This window comes from Sphingomonas azotifigens NBRC 15497 (assembly GCF_002091475.1).
In the GTDB taxonomy this organism is placed as follows: domain Bacteria; phylum Pseudomonadota; class Alphaproteobacteria; order Sphingomonadales; family Sphingomonadaceae; genus Sphingomonas; species Sphingomonas azotifigens.
In genome coordinates this window covers 163,480-180,910 of record NZ_BCTR01000021.1, presented here as the reverse complement: position 1 = coordinate 180,910, position 17,431 = coordinate 163,480, and the positions used below count along the sequence as shown (strand labels likewise).

Here is a 17,431-nt window from a genome sequence, read left to right as displayed (position 1 = left end):
CCGCCGCCCCGGGCCGAGCCCGCCGCCCGCCCGGCGCCGCCGCCCCGTACCGAGCCGCGGCCGGCGTCGCCGGTGGCGCGGGTCCGGCGGGAGGCCGGGCACGAATGACGGCGATCCGGGGGCGCGTCGGCGCCTCCAGGAACGGGTAGCGATTGCCGGGGCCTCGCCCGTTCAGGGGAGGAGGAGGCCCCCCTTTCGGGATTGTCGGCAGGGCCGGTTTCGCGCACGCCCTGTTGCGAAAGGATCGCAGTCATGAGCAGCATCGCCCCGGCGCGGGACGCGCAACCCATCGTGCTGGTCGTCGACGACGATCCGCTCGTGCGCAGTTCGCTCGACTCGCTGTTCCGCTCGGTCGATTTTGCGGTCCGCAACTTCGGCTCCGCGCAGGAACTGCTCGAGGCGCCGCTGCCCGAGACGCCCTGCTGCCTGGTGGTGGACGTGCGCATGCCGCACATGGGCGGCTTCGAATGTCGCGATCGGCTGGCCGAGCGCGGCGTCGACCTGCCCGTGATCTTCCTTACCGGGCACGGCGATATTCCGATGTCGGTAAAGGCGATGAAGGGCGGCGCGGTCGACTTCCTCACCAAGCCCTTCCGCGACCAGGACATGCTCGACGCGGTCAATGCCGGGCTCGCCCGTGCCGCCGAGCGGCGCAGCGCGAGCCGCGAGAGCGAATCGCTGCGCCAGCGTTTCGCGACGCTTACCACGCGCGAGCGACAGGTAATGGCGGGGGTGGTGCGCGGGCTGCTGAACAAGCAGATCGCCGGCGAACTGGGGATCGCCGAGATCACCGTGAAGCTCCACCGCGCCAGCCTGATGCGCAAGATGGGGCTGCGCACCGTGCCGGATCTCGTGCGCGCGGCCGAGGCGCTGCCGTCCGGCGACGGGACTTCGTAGTTTCCCCGATAACCGACCGTATAGCTTACAGTAGCGGCCCGCGGCCGTACCTTTGCGCATAGTCCCGGACGATCCGGCGACGGTAGGAGCGTGGGCGTGCGGGACAGTTTGGTTGCCGTGGTGGATGACGATGCCCTGGTACGCGATGCGGCGGCGAGCCTGATCCGGTCCCTCGGGTATCGCACCGCGATCTACCCGTCGGCGGACGCCTATCTGGATGCCGATTCCGGGGACGCGGCCTGCGTGCTCACCGATCTGCAAATGCCCGGGCGCTCGGGGTTGGACCTTCGCCAGAGCCTGCGCGACCGCGGGTCGATGGTGCCGGTGATCCTGATGACCGCCTATCCCACGCCGGAGCTGCGGACGCGCGCCGCGACGCTCGATCTGGTCGCGCTGCTCGACAAGCCGGTCGATCCGGACCTGCTCTCGGGGGCGCTGGAACGCGCGTTGGGCTGACGGGACTGGAAGCTCAGGCGGCGAGCGGCAGTTCGACCACCGCGAGCGCGCCGCCATCGGGATGGTTGCTCAGCGCGATGCGGCCATCGTGCAGATCGACGATCGACCGGCAGATCGACAGGCCCAGTCCCATCCCCCCCGGCTTGGTCGTGGCGAAGGTCTCGAACGGCCGGGTGATCGACGGGTCCAGCCCGGGGCCGTGGTCGCGCAGCAGCAGCAGGACATGATCGTCGTTGGCGTGGAGGGTGAGGTCCATCCGCTTGTCGCGCACGCCGGCATCGTCCATCGCTTGCAGCGCGTTGGTGATCAGGTTGAGCAGCAGATGCTTGAGCAGGATCGGATCGCCCAGCACGCACGGCTCGCCGCCCGGCACGAAATCGATCCGCGCGCCGTGGACGTCGAGGTCCCGCGCCGCGACGGCGAGCGTATCGGCGACCAGCGTGCCGAGGCCCAGCCGCGCCATCTCGCCCGCCCTGCCGCCGACCAGCGAGCGGACGCGCTGCACCACTGCATGGACATTGGCCACCGCCTGGTTGAGCCCGGCGAGCGACAGCCGCACTTCCTCCAGATCGGGCTCGGGCCGGGCAAGCCAGCGCGCGGCGGCGTCGGCATAGCTCTGTACCGCGGAAATCGGCTGGTTGATCTCGTGCGCGATCGAGGCCGACATCGCGCCGATCGCGGCGCTGCGCTGGACGCGCTCCAGCTCGATGCGGGTGCGCTCGACCGTGGTCTCCAGCCGCTTGCGCTGGCGGATGTCGAGGATGCTGCCGGGCACGTGCGCCAGGCAGGTGCCGGGCGCCAGGCTGAACGCGACGATGATGTCGATCGGCGATCCGTCGGCGGCGATCACCTGGGTCTCCGCCTGGAACATCGGCCGCTGCTCGTCGATCGCGAGGATGCAGTCGGCGAAGCTGGCATCGGTCTCCGGCAGAAAATCGCCGAGTCTGCGGAAGAAGGCGGCCTTGCTGGGCACGCCCATCATGTCGAGCGCGGTCTGGTTGACATCGGTGATGCGCACCTGGCGGCGGATGCTGGCGACGAATTCGGGATGGGCGCGCAGATAGGCGCGCAGATCGGTGACGCCGCACGCCCGCAGCGCGGCGACCGCATCGGCGACGGGACTGAAATCATGTTCCCAAATGGCGATGGCGAGCGTGTCGGTCATCGTCGCATAGCGGCGTTCCTCGCGCGATACGCGCTCGTCGAGCACGATGCGGTGGAGCAGTAGCCCGGTGGTGACAGCGTTGGCGGCGAGGCTTACCAGCAGGCGCAGCACGGCGTCGGTCGACGGCGTGTCGCGGTGGACGACGACGAAGCTGGTCAGGGTGAGCGCCGCGCAGGCGAGGCTCCAGCCGACCAGTTGGCGCCGGTCGAGGCGCGGCCCGGCGAGCAGCAGGACGACTAGGTAGAGCGTGGCGATCGCGCTGTGGAAGCTGGTGAAGCTGTCGATCCAGAAGATGCCGGCGGCGAGCAGCGCGGCGGCAAGCGCGCGGACGCGGATGCGGTCCAGCGCGGCACCCGGCCGCGTGCCGCCCGACACGATGACGCTGCCGCCGCGCGTGGCCCGATCCCCAACATCCGACATGAAGTGGAGGATGCAGCGGCGGCCGCGCTGTCACCAGCCCAAGGCGAGCAAGGCGGTACCCCCCATTTGGGGCTTGTGGGGGGAGCGCAGGGCCGCTGCCTCCCGCAAATGCGCGTCATCCCCGCGAAGGCGGGAATCCATTTGCCAGGATGCTCGGGGAAAGAACCGCGGCACCTGCGCCAATGGATCCCCGCCTTCGCGGGGATGACGGCGATGTTGGATCTTTCACCCCCTCCTCCTTGGAGGAGGGGGTGGGGGTGGAGGGATTCCAGAACAGAGGTCGGTCTCTGTGAGACACTACCCCACCCCAACCCCTCCCCTAAAGGGGAGGGGCTTATGTGCATCTAGATCGCGTTCGCTTCGCTCACGGCCTCGGCCGTGCCCATCAGCGCCGGGAAGAAGCCTTCATGCGCCTTGCGCAGGTCCGCCAGGCTCACGCAGAAATCGCCTTCCTCCATCTCGAAGATGATGCGGTTGGCGATGGTGCGGCCGATCGGATCGGCGGCGAGGCCGGCCTTGTCGGCGGCGACCAGGAAGTCGGCCAGCGCCTCGTCCTTCACGGTGACGACATACAGGCCCTGGTCCTCGCCGAACCAGCTGCCCGCCACCCCGAACGGCTGGGGCTGATCGAGGATCGCGCCGATGTTCGATGCCAGCGCCATCTCGGCGATCGCCACCGCGAGGCCGCCGTCCGACACGTCATGGCAGGCGGTGATCGCGCCGCCGCAGATCGCCGAGCGGACGAACGCGCCGGTGCGGCGCTCCATCATCAGGTCGACGGGTGGGGGCGGGCCTTCCTCGCGGCCGCAGATCTCGCGCAGCCAGATCGACTGGCCGAGATGGCCGCTGCGCTCGCCGACCGCGATGATCACGTCGCCGGTGCCCTTGAAGGCGATGGTGCAGTTCTTCTGCCAATCCTTGAGCAGGCCGATCGCGCCGATCGCCGGGGTCGGCAGGATCGCCGAGCCGCCGCCGGTTGCCTTGCTCTCGTTGTAGAGGCTGACATTGCCCGAGACGATCGGGAAGTCGAGCGCGCGGCAGGCGTCGCTCATGCCTTCCAGCGCGCCGACGATCTGGCCCATGATCTCGGGGCGCTGCGGGTTGGCGAAGTTGAGGCAGTTGGTCACCGCCAGCGGGGTGGCGCCCACCGCGGAGAGGTTGCGCCACGCTTCCGCAATGGCCTGCTTGCCGCCTTCGACCGGGTCCGCGAAGCAATAGCGCGGGGTGCAGTCGGTGGTGATCGCCAGGCCCTTGTTCGTGCCGTGGACGCGGATGACCGCCGCGTCGCCGCCCGGGCGCTGCACGGTGTCGCCGCCGACCATGTGGTCATATTGCTCCCAGATCCAGCGGCGGCTGGCGATGTCCGGCGAGCCCATCAGCTTGACGAGATCGGCGGCGGGATCGGTGCATTCCGGCACGTTCTGCAGCTCGGCCGGCTTGGGCGTCGGCACGTGCGGGCGATCGTAGAGCGGTGCCTCGTCGGCGAGCGGAGCGAGCGGGATGTCGGCGACGGTGTCGCCCTTCCACTTGAGCACCATGCGGCCGGTGTCGGTGACATGGCCGATCACCGCGAAATCGAGCTCCCACTTGCGGAAGATCGCCTCAGCAAAGGCTTCGCGGCCGGGCTTGAGCACCATCAGCATGCGCTCCTGGCTTTCGGAGAGCATCATCTCGTAGGGCGTCATGCCGGTTTCGCGCTGGGGCACGTCGTCCATGATCAGCTCGATGCCGACGCCGCCCTTGGACGCCATCTCGACGCTTGACGAGGTGAGGCCCGCCGCGCCCATGTCCTGGATCGCGACGATCGCGTCCGAGGCCATCAGCTCGAGACAGGCTTCGATCAGCAGCTTCTCGGTGAAGGGATCGCCGACCTGGACGGTGGGGCGCTTCTCTTCCGAGTCCTCGCCGAAGTCCGCGCTCGCCATGGTGGCGCCGTGGATGCCGTCGCGGCCGGTCTTGGAGCCGACATAGACGATCGGATTGCCGACGCCCGAGGCCGCCGAATAGAAGATCTTGTCGGTATCGGCGATGCCGACGGTCATCGCGTTGACCAGGATGTTGCCGTCATAGGCGGGGTGGAAGTTCACCTCGCCGCCGACGGTCGGCACGCCGACGCAATTGCCATAGCCGCCGATGCCGTGGACGACGCCGGCGATGAGGTGCTTCATCTTGGGATGATCGGGCCGGCCGAAGCGCAGCGCGTTCATGTTGGCGATCGGCCGCGCGCCCATGGTGAACACGTCGCGCAGGATGCCGCCCACGCCGGTCGCCGCGCCCTGATAGGGCTCGATATAGGACGGGTGGTTGTGGCTCTCCATCTTGAAGATCGCCGCCTGGCCGTCGCCGATATCGACGACGCCGGCATTCTCGCCGGGGCCGCAGATCACCTGCGGGCCGGTGGTCGGCAGCTTCTTCAGGTGGATGCGGCTGGACTTGTAGCTGCAATGCTCGGACCACATCACCGAGAAGATGCCGAGCTCGGTCAGGTTCGGCTCGCGGCCGAGCGCCTTGAGGACGCGGTCATACTCTTCGGGCGAAAGGCCGTGCTCGGCGACGATCTCGGGCGTGATCTGGGTCATGGCCGGACCCCTTAGCGGGGTCGCGCGCGCGCGTCACCCCGGCAGTTTTCAGACGCCCGAAGGACAGGTCGCTCCCGCCCCTGATCCATGATACGTTGCAAACGTTATGACAATTGAACCGCTTGCCCAGCAACCGGCCCTCGAAGAATCGCTCCTGCCGCTGCCCGCCACCTGGGAATGCGACCTGGCGACGCAGGCGCTGCGCTGGTCGCCAGGGGTCTATGACCTGTTCGGCTTCCCGCGCGGCGCACGGGTGACGCGCGACGAGGCGGTGGCGATGTACACGCCGGAGTCGGCGGCGCTGCTGGAGCAGGTGCGGAGCAAGGCGATCGCGGAAGGCGGCAGCTTCACCATCGACGTGACGATCCGCCGCCGCGACGGTGAACTGCGCAAGATGCGGCTGACCGCGGATGTGGAATGCGTCGGCGGAACGCCGGTGCGGCTGTACGGCACCAAGCAGGACGTGACGGACGAATAGTCGTTCGCGGCCTATGGCAAGAGGACGGTCGGGACGCCGAGCTGCGGCCCCGCCTCTGCAAGCCGCCGGTCGAGCGTGTGCACCGTGGCGCCATGTTCTGCCGCCACGGCCAGGTGCAGCGCGTCGCCGGCGCGTAGCCCCAGCAGGTGCTGGTCCGCAAAGGCAGCAGCGCTCCGGAAGGCGCTGTCGCTGACCGGCACGAGCGTTAGGCTGTTGGCGACGAGCGTGTTGAACAAGGCGAGGGTTGCCGCGCGCAGCCCCAGGTCGATCTGTCCGGTGCGCAGCTTGATCGCCAGCGCCGAGGACATTTCGGTGATCGTCCAGTCGCTGATCACAAGTTCCGAGGGATCCTGTGCATCCAGCCATGCACGAAGCGCGGGTGCGGACGCCTCGTTCGATAGCACCGCGACGAGCAGCGACGTGTCGAGATAGAGCATCAATAGCGCGCGTCGTCGCGCATCGAGCGAACCAGATCGGCAGCACTCTGCGGCTGCGGCGGCATGGCTGCAGCAAGTGCTTCCAGGGCTGCAATATCGACCCGCTGGCGCGGCGCAGGGATGGCCGAAATGCGCGCCACGGGCTTGCCGCGTCGGGTGATCTCCACCGACTCGCCGGCCTCCACGCGATCGATAAGTTCGCTCAGACGGGCTTTGGCTTCTGCCAGACTGATCGTTGCCATCGGAGACTCCTGACCATCTACCTGGTCATATAGCGTGCGCGACCCATCTTTACGAGGGTCGGGCTACAGCACCGCCCACAGCGTGAGCAGCAGCGCGGTCATCGCGGCGTTGAGCGCCATGCCGATGCCGGCGAAGGTGCCGCCGAGCTCGTCCACCTGGAAGGCGCGGGCGGTGCCGAAGCCATGGGCGGCGACGCCCGCTGCGAAGCCGCGGACGCGATAATCCCGCATCCGCAGCGCATCGAGCAGCGGGGTCGCGATCATCGCGCCGAACACGCCGGCGATCAGCACCACCACCGCCGCCAGCGCGGGGATGCCGCCGAGCTGCTGCGCCAGCGCCATCGCGACGGGCGTGGTCACCGAACGCGGCGCGACGGTCGCGAGGATCTGCGCGCTACCGCCGAACGCCCAGACGATCCCCGTCACGCTGGCGATGGCCGTCAGCGATCCGGCGAACAGCGCGAGCAGCAAGGGGCCCGCGGCGCGGCGCACCAGCGCGCGGTTGCGCCACAGCGGCACCGCCAGCCCCACCGTCGCCGGGCCGAGCAGGAAGCCGAGCATCGCGGTGTTCCGGGCATAGACCGGATAGGGCGTGCGGGTGGCGAGCAGTATCGCGATCAGCACCGGGGTCGCCAGCAGTACCGGGTGGCACAGCGGATGGCGGTTGCTGCGCTTCGACAGGCGGTCGGCGCCCTCGAACACCAGCAGCGTCACCGCCAGCCAGAGCAGCGGCGTCGTCTGGAGCGTGGGCCAGATGCCGCTCATGCGCCGCGCTCCTGCCGGGCCAGCGCCCAGCGGAAGACGAGGGCGGTCACCACCATGGTCAGCAGCGTCGAGACCAGCGTGGCGACGACGATCGCCACGCCGTTGCGCGCCAGCACCGGCCCCTCCTCGATCAGCCCGACCGCGGCGGGAACGAACATCACCGAGAGATGCGCGGTGAGCCAGGCGGAGACCTGCACCAGCGTCGGCCGCTCGCCGGGACGGAGCAGCAGCCAGCCGAGCAGCAGGAACATGCCGATCACGGCGCCCGGCAACGGCAGGCCGGAGAGCAGATGGATCCCCTCGCCGAGCAGCTGGCAGAGGAGCAGGGTGGCGATGGCGGCGATCATGGCCGGGCGCCATGCCATGCCCGCGCGGCGAGGTATACTGCGCGGCGCGGGCGGGGTGGTTGCGGCGGATGCAAGCGGGGAAGGCGGCAGTAGTGCAGGACAGTCGTCCTCCGTTCGTCATCCCGGCGAAAGCCGGGATCCAGTCGCCTCTCGGCTTCAGCAAGCGCCGGAACGGAGGCCCAAATGGATCCCGGCTTTCGCCGGGATGACGACTTGGCGCTACTCCGCCGCCTCGGCCTCCGCCTCCGCCGGCATCAGCGCGGCGATGTTCGCCTGGATCCACTCGACGAGATCCTCGACCTTCGCCGCCGCGGCCTCGCCGAGCGGGGTGAGGCTGTATTCGACATGCGGCGGCACCACCGGCAGGCTGTAGCGGGTGACGAGATGGTGCGCCTCGAGCTGCTGGAGCGTCTGGGCGAGCATGCGCTCGCTCACGCCGTTCACCCGGCGGCGCAGTTCGCTGAAGCGACGGGTGCCGTCGCGGAGGGCCACCAGCACGAGCAGGCCCCAGCTGCTGGTGATCCGCTTGAGCACCGCGCGCGATGGGCAGTCGGGGACGAACACATCGCCGCGGTCCATCATCGCGGCGAGGGTGCGGGAAGCGGGGCGGGGTGCGTGCTCCGACATTTTTTGACACTTACCTTTGTGTGCGTACTTACGATCCGTAAGTGGGTCGCTAGATCGCTGGCGTCAATCCACGAAGGAAGGAACTGCCATGTACGCCGTTACCGGAGCCTCGGGCCAGCTGGGCCGCCTCGTCATCGAATCGCTGCTCGGCAAGGTCGCGTCCAGCGAAATCGTCGCGCTCGCGCGCAACCCCGAAAGCGTCGCCGATCTCGCCGCCAAGGGCGTGACCGTGCGTGCGTTCGACTATGATGCGGCCGAGACGCTGGCGCCGGGGCTGGCCGGCGTGACCCGGCTGCTGCTGATCTCGGGCACCGCGATCGGCAGCCGCGTGCCGCAGCACCAGGCGGTGATCGACGCGGCCAAGGCGGCGGGCGTGCAGCTGATCGCCTATACCAGCCTGCTCCGCGCGCAGACCTCGCCGATGCAGATGGCGATCGAGCACAAGGCGACCGAAGACCTGCTGGCGGCGAGCGGCGTGCCGCACGCGCTGCTGCGCAACGGCTGGTACACCGAGAACTACCTGATGAGCGCCGGTCCGGCGATCGCGCATGGCGTGCTGATCGGCAGCGCGGGCGACGGGCTGGTCTCGGGCGCGGCCCGTGCGGACTATGCCGAGGCGGCGGCGGTGGTGCTGGCGCGCGGGCAGGCGGGAACGTTCGAGCTGGCCGGGGATACCGGCTTCACCCATGCCGAGCTGGCGGCGGCGCTGGCCGAGGCCTCGGGCAAGCCGGTGACCTATCAGGACTTGCCCCAGGCGGACTATGCCAAGGCGCTGGAAGGTGCGGGGCTGCCGGCGCCGTTCGCGGCGATCCTCGCGGACAGCGATGCCCGGGTGGCGGACGGCGCGCTGTTCGATGATTCCCGCACGCTGTCCGGGCTGATCGGCCGGCCGACCACGCCGTGGCGCGAGACGATCGCGGCCGGGGTGAAGGGCTGAGGCTTCCGCTTATCGTTCCCCTCCCGCTTGCGGGAGGGGCTAGGGGAGGGGATGACGTTGTCGCCTGCGATGCCGTTGCGGCAGGAGCCGCCACGTCGTTCCCTCCCCCGACCCCTCCCGCAAGCGGGAGGGGAGCGAAGGCTTACAGAATTTCCCGCACCTTTTCCGGCGGGCGACCCAGCCGCACGCCGCGCTCGGTCACCACCAGCGGGCGTTCGATCAGGATCGGGTTGGCCGCCATCGCGTCGAGGATGGTATCGTCGTCCGCGCCTTTCAGCGGCTTGGCGGCGTCCTCGGCGATGCGCAGGCCTTCGCGCGCGGTCATGCCCGCGCGCTGGTACAGCTCCGCCAGCGTATCGCGGGTCGGCGGGGTCTTGAGATATTCGATCACCTCCACCTCGGCGCCGGCATCCTGGAGGATCGCCAGCGCCTCGCGCGACTTGGAGCACCGCGGGTTGTGGTAGATGGTCGCCTTCACGCCGCGGCTGCCTCGTCCTGGCGGGCCAGCCACTCCTCGAGCCACTTGATCGTATAGTCGCCCTTGAGGAACTCGGGATCGTCGAGCAGCGCCTGATGGAGCGGGATCGTCGTCTTGATGCCGTCGACCACGAACTCTTCGAGCGCGCGCTTCAGTCGCAGGATGCAGCCCTCGCGGGTGCGGCCATAGACGATCAGCTTGGCGATCATCGAGTCGTAATAAGGCGGGATCCGGTAGCCCGAATAGATGCCGCTATCGACGCGGACATGCATGCCGCCCGGCGCGTGGAAGTGGGTGATCGTGCCCGGCGAGGGCGCGAAGGTGCGCGGATCCTCGGCGTTGACGCGGCATTCGATCGCGTGGCCGCGGAACTCCAGATCCTCCTGGCGCACCGACAGGCCATGGCCTTCGGCGACGCGGATCTGCTCGCGGACCAGGTCCATGCCGGTGATCATTTCGGTCACCGGATGCTCGACCTGGAGGCGGGTGTTCATCTCGATGAAGTAGAACTCGCCATTTTCCCACAGGAACTCGATCGTGCCAGCGCCCCGATAGCCCATGTCGGACATCGCCTTGGCGACGATGCCGCCCATGCGCGCGCGCTCCTCCGGCGTGATCACCGGCGACAGCGCCTCTTCGAGCACCTTCTGGTGGCGGCGCTGGAGCGAGCAGTCGCGCTCGCCGAGATGGATCGCGTTGCCGTTGCCGTCGCCGAACACCTGGAACTCGATGTGGCGCGGATTGCCGAGATACTTTTCGAGATACACCGTGGCGTCGCCGAATGCGGCTTTCGCCTCACTGCCCGCCTGCTGCATCAGCGTTTCGAGCTGGTCCTCGCTGGTGCACACCTTCATGCCGCGACCACCGCCGCCCGAGGCGGCCTTGATGATCACCGGATAGCCGGCCTTGGCGGCGATCGCCTTGGCTTCTTCCAGGTCGCTGATCGGGCCGTCCGAGCCCGGCACCAGCGGCAGGCCGAGCGCGCCGGCGGTGCGCTTCGCCTCGATCTTGTCGCCCATGGTGCGGATATGCTCGGGCTTGGGGCCGACGAAGATCAGCCCGTGCGCCTCGACGATTTCGGCGAACTGGGCGTTCTCCGAAAGGAAGCCATAGCCCGGGTGGATCGCATCCGCGCCCGAGATCTCGGCGGCCGAGATGATGTTCGGGATGTTGAGATAGCTCTCTGCGGCCGCCGGCGGGCCGATGCAGATCGCCTCGTCCGCCAGGCGCACATGCATCGCATCGGCGTCCGCAGTGGAGTGCACCGCCACCGTCTTGATGCCCATTTCGTGGCAGGCGCGGTGGATGCGCAGCGCGATCTCGCCGCGATTGGCGATCAGCAGCTTCTTGATCTCGGGCATGGTCGTTCCGTTACTCGACCACGACGAGCGGCTGGTCGAACTCGACCGGCTGGCCGTTCTCGACCAGGATCGCCTTGACCGTGCCGGCGCTGGGCGCGTGGATCGGGTTCATCACCTTCATCGCCTCGATGATCAGCAGCGTGTCGCCCGCGGCGACCTGCTGGCCGACCGCGACGAAGGCCTTCGCCTCGGGGTTCGGCTTGAGATAGGCGGTGCCGACCATCGGCGACTTGACCGCGTTCGCCGTCGGCTGGGGTGCTGCGACGATCTCGGCCGGGGCCGCTGCAGCGGGGGCTGCCGCGAGCATCGGCGCGGGCTGGGCATATTGCATCGGCGCGGCGGGGGCCGCGGTGATGGTGCGAGCGACGCGGACGCGGCGTTCGCCGTCCTCCACTTCGATCTCGGTCAGCTGGGTGTCGTCGAGCACGGTGGCGAGCTGGCGGACCAGCTCGATATCGACCTGCATTGCACCCGTCTTGGTTTCTTCGGCCATGCGACCCTTCTTTGTGAATTCTTTAAATGAAACGGCGCCCTCTGTCAGAGACGCGCGGCGGCTTCAAGCGCGAGAATATAGGAGTGTGCACCAAAGCCGGCCACTGTGCCTTTCGCAGCACGGCCGACAAAGCTCGTGTGGCGGAAGGACTCGCGGGCGTGCGGATTGGAGAGATGCACTTCGATCACCGGCGTGCGGATGCTCTTGATCGCATCGTGCAGCGCGACCGAGGTGTGCGTATAGCCACCCGGATTGAGCAGCACGGCGCGCGCGCCATCGGCCTGCGCTTCGTGCAGCCAGTCGATCAGATGGCCCTCATGGTTGGACTGGCGGACCTCGACCTCGAGCCCGAGCTCGCGGGCGCGGTCCTCCAGCATGCCGGCAATGTCGTCCAGCGTGTCCGACCCATAGATTTCCGGCTCGCGCAGGCCCAGCAGGTTGAGGTTGGGACCGTTCAAGACGAAGATCGTATCGGCCAAAGCAGGCGCCTTTCGGTTGCGGGCAGGATGCGAGGCTCCTTATATGAGAGGGCGTCTCCGATCAAATCCAAGGCTTTTCATGCATAGCGACGGCACCGTTTCCATCCGCGTCAACGGCGAACACAAGCGCATCACCGCCGGGCTCACCCTCGCGCAGCTCGCGAGCGAGCTGGGGCTGGTGCCCGAGAAGGTGGCGGTGGAACGCAACCTCGAAGTGGTGCCGCGCTCGACGCTCGCGCAAGTGATCGTCGAGGACGGTGACGAGCTGGAGATCGTGCATTTCGTGGGGGGTGGCGACCATGCCGGGCCGCTTGCGGACGACAGCTGGACGGTGGCGGGCAAGACCTTCCGCTCGCGGCTGATCGTCGGCACCGGCAAGTACAAGGATTTCGAGCAGAACGCCGCGGCCGTCGCCGCCTCGGGCGCCGAGATCGTCACCGTGGCGGTGCGCCGTGTGAATGTCAGCGACCCCAAGGCGCCGATGCTCACCGACTATATCGACCCCAAGAAGATCACCTATCTGCCCAACACCGCCGGCTGCTTCGATGCCGACTCGGCGATCCGCACGCTGCGGCTGGCGCGCGAGGCGGGCGGCTGGGAGCTGGTGAAGCTGGAAGTGCTCGGCGAAGCGCGGACGCTGTATCCGGACATGGTCGAGACGCTGCGCGCGACCGAGGTGCTGGCCAAGGAAGGCTTTCTGCCGATGGTCTATTGCGTCGACGATCCCATCGCCGCCAAGCGGCTGGAGGATGCCGGCGCGGTCGCGATCATGCCGCTGGGCGCGCCGATCGGTTCGGGGCTCGGTATCCAGAACCAGGTGACGATCCGGCTGATTGTCGAGGGCGCCAAGGTGCCGGTGCTGGTCGATGCCGGCGTCGGCTCGGCCTCGGACGCGGCGGTGGCGATGGAGCTGGGCTGCGACGGCGTGCTGATGAACACCGCGATCGCCGAGGCCAAGGACCCGATCCTGATGGCCGCGGCGATGAAGGCGGCGGTAGAGGCCGGGCGGCTCTCGTACCGCGCGGGCCGGATGGCCAAGCGCCGCTATGCCGATCCGTCCAGCCCGCTGGCGGGGCTGATCTGATGCGGGCGGCGCTGGCGGCGCTGGCGCTGCTCGGGGTGGCTGCGTGCCACCCGCGGCCGCAGGGCGATCCGATGGAAAATCAGGGGCCGATCTCGGCCGAGCCGGTGTCGCTGCGCGCGGCGGACGGGATCCGGATCGCCGGCATCTATACCCGCGCGGCCAAGCCCAAGGCGCTGATCCTGCTGTTCCACCAGGCCGAATCGGGCAAGGACGAATATGCCCTGCTCGCGCCCCAGCTGGCGCAGGCGGGCTATTCGTCGCTGCGGATCGACCAGCGCGCCGGCGGGACGCTGTTCGGGACCAACGAGACGGTGAAGATGCTCGGCCATTCGGCGAGCTATGCCGATGCGAAGAAGGATCTGGATGCCGCCTTCGCCTGGGCGCGCGAGCAGAAATTGCCGATCATCCTGTGGGGCAGCAGCTATTCCGCCGCGCTGATCTTCCCGCTCGCCGCCGAGCATCCGGGGCAGGTCAAGGCGCTGCTCGCCTTCTCGCCGGGCGAATATCTGGGCGACAAGGGCGCGGTGGCGCGCGCGGCCAGGCAGGTCTCGGTGCCGATCTTCGTGACCTCGGCGCAGGACGGGCATGAGGAGGATGCCGCGCGCACGATCCTCGCCGCCTCGCCCTCGACGCAGAAGACGCAGTTCGTGCCCAAGCTGGGCGGGGTGCATGGCAGCTCGACGCTGCTCCGGACCAAGAACCCGAACGGCGCGCAGGAAGCATGGCGCGCGACCATGGCGTTTCTGGGCGAAGTCACGCGCGGCTGATCGGGAACCCTGATCGCCCAATGTACGTTATTTCGAGCAAGTCGATGGTGTCGTGTTCTTGTGGCACCCGACCCTAGCCAGGAGTATCGATCATGGGCGAGCTGACCGACAAGATCAAAGGCAATCTCAACGAGCTGGCCGGCAAGGTGAAGCAGCACAGCGACAATCCCGAGACGCGCGACGAAGGCGCGGCGCAGGAGATGAAGGGCAAGGCCCAGCAGCTCGGCGGCAAGATCAAGGGTGCGCTCGGCGACGACATCTAAGTCGCGGACGAAACCGGACATTTGAGCGGGCCGTGCCGAGAGGCGCGGCCCGTTTTGATTCTACCTAAAGCCCCTCCCCTTCAGGGGAGGGGTTGGGGGTGGGGGATGACCGACGAGCGAAGGAGTCGTTCTCAGTTCAGGCCCCACCCCAACCCCTCCCCTGAAGGGGAGGGGCTTAGAAGCGTGTTCCTCAATCCGGCACGTAGAACGCCCACATGTCGGGCTCTACCTGCGCGGCGGCGAAGCGGATCGGTGCCGTGGCCGGGCCGATCTCGCAGATCATGAACGACATGGTGTCGCTGGTGTGCAGCGGGTGCGGCAGGCGAACCATCTTCTTGTTGATCCAGCGCCACTCGCGTTGCCACACCGGCAGGCCGCCGATCCGGGCACGGTCGCCCCGCTTTCCAACATGCGCCGTGCGCCACCGCTCTACCGTCTGCTGTCCCATGACGTCATTCTAGCCAGGGGCGGTTAACGGCTTCCTATCCTTCTACCGATTTCGCAGCTTGGTGACGGTCGTCGCGGGGCTGATCACCTCGATGTCGGTCTTGCAATGGAGCAGCTTGAGGCCGGGCTGGGCGAGTGCTTCGGCCAGCGCCGGCGCGAAGCCGTCGGTCGTCTCCACCGTCGCCGCCCAGCCGCCGAACGCGCGGGCGAGCGCGGCGAAATCGGGATTGCGCAAGGATGTGCCGGAGAGCCGGGCGGGAAATTCCCGCTCCTGGTGCATGCGGATCGTGCCATAGGCGCCGTTGTCGACGACGATCACCAGCAGGTCGGCGTCGTGCTGGACGGCGGTGGCGAGTTCCTGCCCGTTCATCAGGAAGTCGCCGTCGCCTGCCACCGCGACCACGCGGCGGTCGGGGAAGCGCAGCGCGGCGGCGACGGCGGCCGGCACGCCATAGCCCATCGCACCGGCGGTGGGGGCGAGCTGGCTCGGCTGTGCGGCATAGTGCCAATAGCGATGCCACCAGCCCGAGAAATTGCCCGCACCGTTGCAGATGATGGTGTCCGCCGGCAGCGCGTCGCGCATCGCGGCGACGCAGGGGCCGAGATCGAGCGCCACGCCCTCGCGCGGCTTGGGGGTCGCCCATTCCTGCCACTCAGCGTGCGCAGCGGCGCCGTCGAAGCGGGGGAGGCTGGCCGCGTCTGCCGTCGCCGCGGCGGCAACCGCGAATTCGAACGGCCGCGCGCAGATCGGCAGGTCGACGCGATAGACGCGGTGGAATTCGTTCGGGTCCGGATGGACATGGACGAGCGTCTGCCCCGGATGCTCCGGCGTGATCAGGCTGTAGCCGTCGGTCGTCGCCTCGCCGAGCCGGGCGCCGACTACCAGCAGCAGGTCTGCCGCCTTGATCCGGTCGACCAGCCTGGGGTTGGGGCCATAGCCGAGATTGCCCGCCCAGACCGGCGAGGCATTGTTGATCGCGTCCTGCCGCCGGAACGCACAGGCGACCGGCAGATCGATCGATTCGGCGAAGCGGGCGAAATCCTCCGCGGTATCCGAATCCCAGCCAGCGCCGCCGACGATCGCGATCGGGCGCTCGGCACCGCGCAGCAGATCGTAGAGTTGGTCGAGGTCGAAGGCGTCCGCCGCCTGGATCGGCTCGGCAATGGCGGGCCGGTCCACCGCCTCCACGACATCGAGCAGCATGTCCTCGGGCAGCGCGATCACCACCGGGCCCGGCCGGCCCGACGTGGCGACGTTCCAGGCGCGGGCGACATATTCGGGGATGCGGCGCGCGTCCTCGATCCGCGTCGCCCATTTGGCGAGCGGCGCGAACATCGCGGGCAGGTCGACTTCCTGAAAGCCCTCGCGGTCGCGCATGCCGCGATCGACATCGCCGATGAACAGCAGCATCGGCTGCGAATCCTGCATCGCGACATGCACGCCGATGCTGGCGTTTGTCGCCCCCGGCCCCCGGGTGACAAAGCACACCCCCGGCCGCCCGGTCATCGCGCCGTCGGCACAGGCCATGAACGCCGCGCCGCCTTCCTGGCGGCAGGTGACGAGGTCGATCTCGGGCGTGTCGTGCAGCGCGTCGAGCACGGCGAGGAAGCTCTCGCCCGGGACATGGAAGATCCGGTCGCAGCCCTGCGCCACCAGATTGTCGACGAGGATGCGGCCCCCGGTACGGTTCGTGGTCATGGCGGCGATGGTAGTCCCGGCGGGGCGGTCGAGTCGAGCCGCCCCGCCGGGTGGCTTCGCCTCAGGCGAGCACGGTCTGCCGGACCTGCGCCTTGCGGCGGTGGCGCATCGCGGCGCCGGTGACGCCGAAGCCGGCGATCAGCATCGCCCAGCTGCCCGGCTCCGGCACCCCCGGGGTCTGGGTGGTCACGCGGGCGAAGAGATCGGCAGTGGCCGCCTTGCCCTCGACCACGTGCAGCTGCTGCGCATTCGAGGCGAGATAGCCATCGCCGACGATGTTGGCGAACCCGGTCAGTTGCACCCGATAGACCGTGCCGTTGATGGTGAATTCGGTCGCTGAGAAGGTCTGCGGGAAATAGACGTAGTCAGCATTGGCGGCGTCATCGCCCTTGTTGTCGGTGGACTTGAGCTTGAGCGTGAAGCTGTTGCTGAACACCGGGATCTGCGGCTGCGAGAAGCTCAGCGAAATGGCGACATCGATCGTGTCGGGCAGCAGGCCGAGGGTGGTGCCGTTATAGTAATACAGGGTGCCGATCTTGAACGCCTGCTCGAAATTGGCGCTGAACGGGGTGTCAATGAAGTTTAGTTCGTTGGCGCCCTGATAGGGCTGCGACGGGACCGGCTTGAACGGGGTACCCCAGCCGAAATGCGCCGATCCCAGCCCTTGCGTGACGGCGTTTGCCGGCGAGGGATCGAGGAACATCGCGGACGTGGTGCCTGCCACGTCCTGGGCATGGGCCACCGGCGCGATCGCGGCGGCGGAAAGGGCGAGCGCAATCCTTGTTCGATACAGCATGCGTAATCTCCCGTTGACGGTTGCAGCGCGCACGCCGCCAACGGGAAGCCAGCCCCCCAGCGGCTGCCGCCAGACCGGCAGGACCTCGATCGATGCGCGGGCGACCGATGGCCCCGCGAATCCCCCCATGGTCAATGCCGACCCTGCTTATATTAAATGGACCGGTCCAAAACCAGTCATAAAGCAATCCGTTGCCGTGTCGAACACGCACGAA

At 68.4% G+C, this 17,431-nt stretch carries 21 protein-coding genes; 7 read left to right on the top strand and 14 right to left on the bottom strand.

Annotated features, from left to right (window positions below; translation table 11 throughout):
- The first annotated feature begins 252 nt into the window (after positions 1-252).
- Both SAZ01S_RS09750 and SAZ01S_RS09745 read left to right on the top strand, forming a co-directional pair.
- A complete protein-coding gene (locus SAZ01S_RS09750; protein WP_084582076.1) occupies positions 253-897 on the top strand; it encodes a response regulator transcription factor in 645 nt (214 codons plus the stop codon).
- A gap of 96 nt (positions 898-993) precedes the next feature.
- A complete protein-coding gene (locus SAZ01S_RS09745; protein ID WP_218018050.1) occupies positions 994-1,353 on the top strand; it encodes a response regulator transcription factor in 360 nt (119 codons plus the stop codon).
- Positions 1,354-1,366: 13 nt separating this feature from the next.
- Here the strand turns inward: SAZ01S_RS09745 and SAZ01S_RS09740 are convergent, their stop codons facing one another.
- Together SAZ01S_RS09740 and purL are read right to left on the bottom strand one after the other, a co-directional pair.
- Positions 1,367-2,938 (bottom strand): sensor histidine kinase, encoded by a 1,572-nt coding sequence (locus tag SAZ01S_RS09740; RefSeq protein WP_084582075.1) that lies wholly within the window; start codon positions 2,936-2,938, stop codon positions 1,367-1,369.
- A gap of 344 nt (positions 2,939-3,282) precedes the next feature.
- On the bottom strand, positions 3,283-5,517 hold the full coding sequence (purL, locus tag SAZ01S_RS09735; RefSeq protein WP_084582074.1) for a phosphoribosylformylglycinamidine synthase subunit PurL: 2,235 nt from the start codon (positions 5,515-5,517) through the stop codon (positions 3,283-3,285).
- 106 nt (positions 5,518-5,623) lie between these two features.
- Here purL and SAZ01S_RS09730 point away from each other — a divergent pair, with 106 nt between their 5' ends.
- On the top strand, positions 5,624-5,995 hold the full coding sequence (locus SAZ01S_RS09730; RefSeq protein ID WP_084582073.1) for a PAS domain-containing protein: 372 nt from the start codon (positions 5,624-5,626) through the stop codon (positions 5,993-5,995).
- Positions 5,996-6,006: 11 nt separating this feature from the next.
- On the opposite strand, the gene SAZ01S_RS09725 is transcribed toward SAZ01S_RS09730, so the two are convergent.
- The 5 genes from SAZ01S_RS09725 to SAZ01S_RS09705 all read right to left on the bottom strand — a co-directional run bounded on the left by SAZ01S_RS09725 (position 6,007) and on the right by SAZ01S_RS09705 (position 8,413).
- Positions 6,007-6,432 carry a type II toxin-antitoxin system VapC family toxin gene (locus tag SAZ01S_RS09725; RefSeq protein ID WP_084582072.1) on the bottom strand — a complete coding sequence of 142 codons (426 nt, stop codon included), beginning with the start codon at positions 6,430-6,432 and terminating at the stop codon, positions 6,007-6,009.
- Positions 6,432-6,674, bottom strand: coding sequence for a type II toxin-antitoxin system Phd/YefM family antitoxin (locus SAZ01S_RS09720; protein ID WP_084582071.1), 243 nt, complete (start codon positions 6,672-6,674; stop codon positions 6,432-6,434). The genes SAZ01S_RS09725 and SAZ01S_RS09720 overlap by 1 nt, the downstream gene beginning before the upstream one ends.
- Positions 6,675-6,737: 63 nt before the next feature.
- Entirely contained in the window at positions 6,738-7,439 is a 702-nt protein-coding gene (locus SAZ01S_RS09715) for an LrgB family protein (RefSeq protein WP_084582070.1), read from the bottom strand.
- Positions 7,436-7,786, bottom strand: coding sequence for a CidA/LrgA family protein (locus SAZ01S_RS09710; protein ID WP_084582069.1), 351 nt, complete (start codon positions 7,784-7,786; stop codon positions 7,436-7,438). The genes SAZ01S_RS09715 and SAZ01S_RS09710 overlap by 4 nt, the downstream gene beginning before the upstream one ends.
- A gap of 219 nt (positions 7,787-8,005) precedes the next feature.
- A complete protein-coding gene (locus SAZ01S_RS09705; protein WP_084582068.1) occupies positions 8,006-8,413 on the bottom strand; it encodes a winged helix-turn-helix transcriptional regulator in 408 nt (135 codons plus the stop codon).
- 88 nt (positions 8,414-8,501) lie between these two features.
- On the opposite strand from SAZ01S_RS09705, the gene SAZ01S_RS09700 reads away from it, so the two are divergent.
- A complete protein-coding gene (locus SAZ01S_RS09700) occupies positions 8,502-9,350 on the top strand; it encodes an NAD(P)H-binding protein (RefSeq protein ID WP_084582067.1) in 849 nt (282 codons plus the stop codon).
- Positions 9,351-9,492: 142 nt separating this feature from the next.
- On the opposite strand, the gene arsC is transcribed toward SAZ01S_RS09700, so the two are convergent.
- Genes arsC through aroQ form a run of 4 tightly spaced genes read right to left on the bottom strand, consistent with a single transcriptional unit; the run spans position 9,493 to position 12,161 of the window.
- Positions 9,493-9,828, bottom strand: coding sequence for an arsenate reductase (glutaredoxin) (arsC, locus tag SAZ01S_RS09695; protein ID WP_084582066.1), 336 nt, complete (start codon positions 9,826-9,828; stop codon positions 9,493-9,495).
- On the bottom strand, positions 9,825-11,189 hold the full coding sequence (gene accC, locus SAZ01S_RS09690; protein ID WP_084582065.1) for an acetyl-CoA carboxylase biotin carboxylase subunit: 1,365 nt from the start codon (positions 11,187-11,189) through the stop codon (positions 9,825-9,827). The genes arsC and accC overlap by 4 nt, the downstream gene beginning before the upstream one ends.
- Before the next feature lie 10 nt (positions 11,190-11,199).
- A complete protein-coding gene (gene accB, locus SAZ01S_RS09685) occupies positions 11,200-11,682 on the bottom strand; it encodes an acetyl-CoA carboxylase biotin carboxyl carrier protein (protein ID WP_084582064.1) in 483 nt (160 codons plus the stop codon).
- Between the two features lie 44 nt (positions 11,683-11,726).
- Positions 11,727-12,161: a type II 3-dehydroquinate dehydratase gene (gene aroQ / locus SAZ01S_RS09680; RefSeq protein ID WP_084582063.1), complete on the bottom strand. Its 435-nt coding sequence runs from the start codon at positions 12,159-12,161 to the stop codon at positions 11,727-11,729.
- 79 nt (positions 12,162-12,240) lie between these two features.
- On the opposite strand from aroQ, the gene thiS reads away from it, so the two are divergent.
- The 3 genes from thiS (at position 12,241) to SAZ01S_RS09665 (ending at position 14,275) form a co-directional block, all read left to right on the top strand.
- Entirely contained in the window at positions 12,241-13,245 is a 1,005-nt protein-coding gene (gene thiS, locus SAZ01S_RS09675) for a sulfur carrier protein ThiS (protein WP_084582062.1), read from the top strand.
- Positions 13,245-14,012: an alpha/beta hydrolase gene (locus SAZ01S_RS09670; protein ID WP_084582061.1), complete on the top strand. Its 768-nt coding sequence runs from the start codon at positions 13,245-13,247 to the stop codon at positions 14,010-14,012. Before thiS ends, SAZ01S_RS09670 begins: the two co-directional genes overlap by 1 nt.
- Positions 14,013-14,104: 92 nt before the next feature.
- Positions 14,105-14,275 carry a CsbD family protein gene (locus SAZ01S_RS09665; protein ID WP_084582060.1) on the top strand — a complete coding sequence of 57 codons (171 nt, stop codon included), beginning with the start codon at positions 14,105-14,107 and terminating at the stop codon, positions 14,273-14,275.
- A gap of 190 nt (positions 14,276-14,465) precedes the next feature.
- Here the strand turns inward: SAZ01S_RS09665 and SAZ01S_RS09660 are convergent, their stop codons facing one another.
- The 3 genes from SAZ01S_RS09660 to SAZ01S_RS24420 all read right to left on the bottom strand — a co-directional run bounded on the left by SAZ01S_RS09660 (position 14,466) and on the right by SAZ01S_RS24420 (position 17,217).
- Positions 14,466-14,723: a hypothetical protein gene (locus SAZ01S_RS09660; RefSeq protein WP_084582059.1), complete on the bottom strand. Its 258-nt coding sequence runs from the start codon at positions 14,721-14,723 to the stop codon at positions 14,466-14,468.
- Positions 14,724-14,765: 42 nt separating this feature from the next.
- Positions 14,766-16,421, bottom strand: coding sequence for a thiamine pyrophosphate-binding protein (locus SAZ01S_RS09655; protein WP_084582058.1), 1,656 nt, complete (start codon positions 16,419-16,421; stop codon positions 14,766-14,768).
- Between the two features lie 61 nt (positions 16,422-16,482).
- On the bottom strand, positions 16,483-17,217 hold the full coding sequence (locus SAZ01S_RS24420; RefSeq protein ID WP_245824745.1) for a choice-of-anchor K domain-containing protein: 735 nt from the start codon (positions 17,215-17,217) through the stop codon (positions 16,483-16,485).
- Positions 17,218-17,431: the final 214 nt, after the last annotated feature.

Bases quoted from the DNA above. Each gene is read 5' to 3' on its own strand.
- SAZ01S_RS09750 (WP_084582076.1), top strand. From the start codon at position 253: ATGAGCAGCATCGCCCCGGCGCGGGACGCGCAACCCATCGTGCTGGTC.
- SAZ01S_RS09740 (WP_084582075.1), bottom strand. From the start codon at position 2,938: ATGTCGGATGTTGGGGATCGGGCCACGCGCGGCGGCAGCGTCATCGTG.
- purL (WP_084582074.1), bottom strand. From the start codon at position 5,517: ATGACCCAGATCACGCCCGAGATCGTCGCCGAGCACGGCCTTTCGCCC.
- SAZ01S_RS09730 (WP_084582073.1), top strand. From the start codon at position 5,624: ATGACAATTGAACCGCTTGCCCAGCAACCGGCCCTCGAAGAATCGCTC.
- SAZ01S_RS09725 (WP_084582072.1), bottom strand. From the start codon at position 6,432: ATGCTCTATCTCGACACGTCGCTGCTCGTCGCGGTGCTATCGAACGAG.
- SAZ01S_RS09720 (WP_084582071.1), bottom strand. From the start codon at position 6,674: ATGGCAACGATCAGTCTGGCAGAAGCCAAAGCCCGTCTGAGCGAACTT.
- SAZ01S_RS09715 (WP_084582070.1), bottom strand. From the start codon at position 7,439: ATGAGCGGCATCTGGCCCACGCTCCAGACGACGCCGCTGCTCTGGCTG.
- SAZ01S_RS09710 (WP_084582069.1), bottom strand. From the start codon at position 7,786: ATGATCGCCGCCATCGCCACCCTGCTCCTCTGCCAGCTGCTCGGCGAG.
- SAZ01S_RS09705 (WP_084582068.1), bottom strand. From the start codon at position 8,413: ATGTCGGAGCACGCACCCCGCCCCGCTTCCCGCACCCTCGCCGCGATG.
- SAZ01S_RS09700 (WP_084582067.1), top strand. From the start codon at position 8,502: ATGTACGCCGTTACCGGAGCCTCGGGCCAGCTGGGCCGCCTCGTCATC.
- accC (WP_084582065.1), bottom strand. From the start codon at position 11,189: ATGCCCGAGATCAAGAAGCTGCTGATCGCCAATCGCGGCGAGATCGCG.
- accB (WP_084582064.1), bottom strand. From the start codon at position 11,682: ATGGCCGAAGAAACCAAGACGGGTGCAATGCAGGTCGATATCGAGCTG.
- thiS (WP_084582062.1), top strand. From the start codon at position 12,241: ATGCATAGCGACGGCACCGTTTCCATCCGCGTCAACGGCGAACACAAG.
- SAZ01S_RS09670 (WP_084582061.1), top strand. From the start codon at position 13,245: ATGCGGGCGGCGCTGGCGGCGCTGGCGCTGCTCGGGGTGGCTGCGTGC.
- SAZ01S_RS09665 (WP_084582060.1), top strand. From the start codon at position 14,105: ATGGGCGAGCTGACCGACAAGATCAAAGGCAATCTCAACGAGCTGGCC.
- SAZ01S_RS09660 (WP_084582059.1), bottom strand. From the start codon at position 14,723: ATGGGACAGCAGACGGTAGAGCGGTGGCGCACGGCGCATGTTGGAAAG.
- SAZ01S_RS09655 (WP_084582058.1), bottom strand. From the start codon at position 16,421: ATGACCACGAACCGTACCGGGGGCCGCATCCTCGTCGACAATCTGGTG.
- SAZ01S_RS24420 (WP_245824745.1), bottom strand. From the start codon at position 17,217: ATGCTGTATCGAACAAGGATTGCGCTCGCCCTTTCCGCCGCCGCGATC.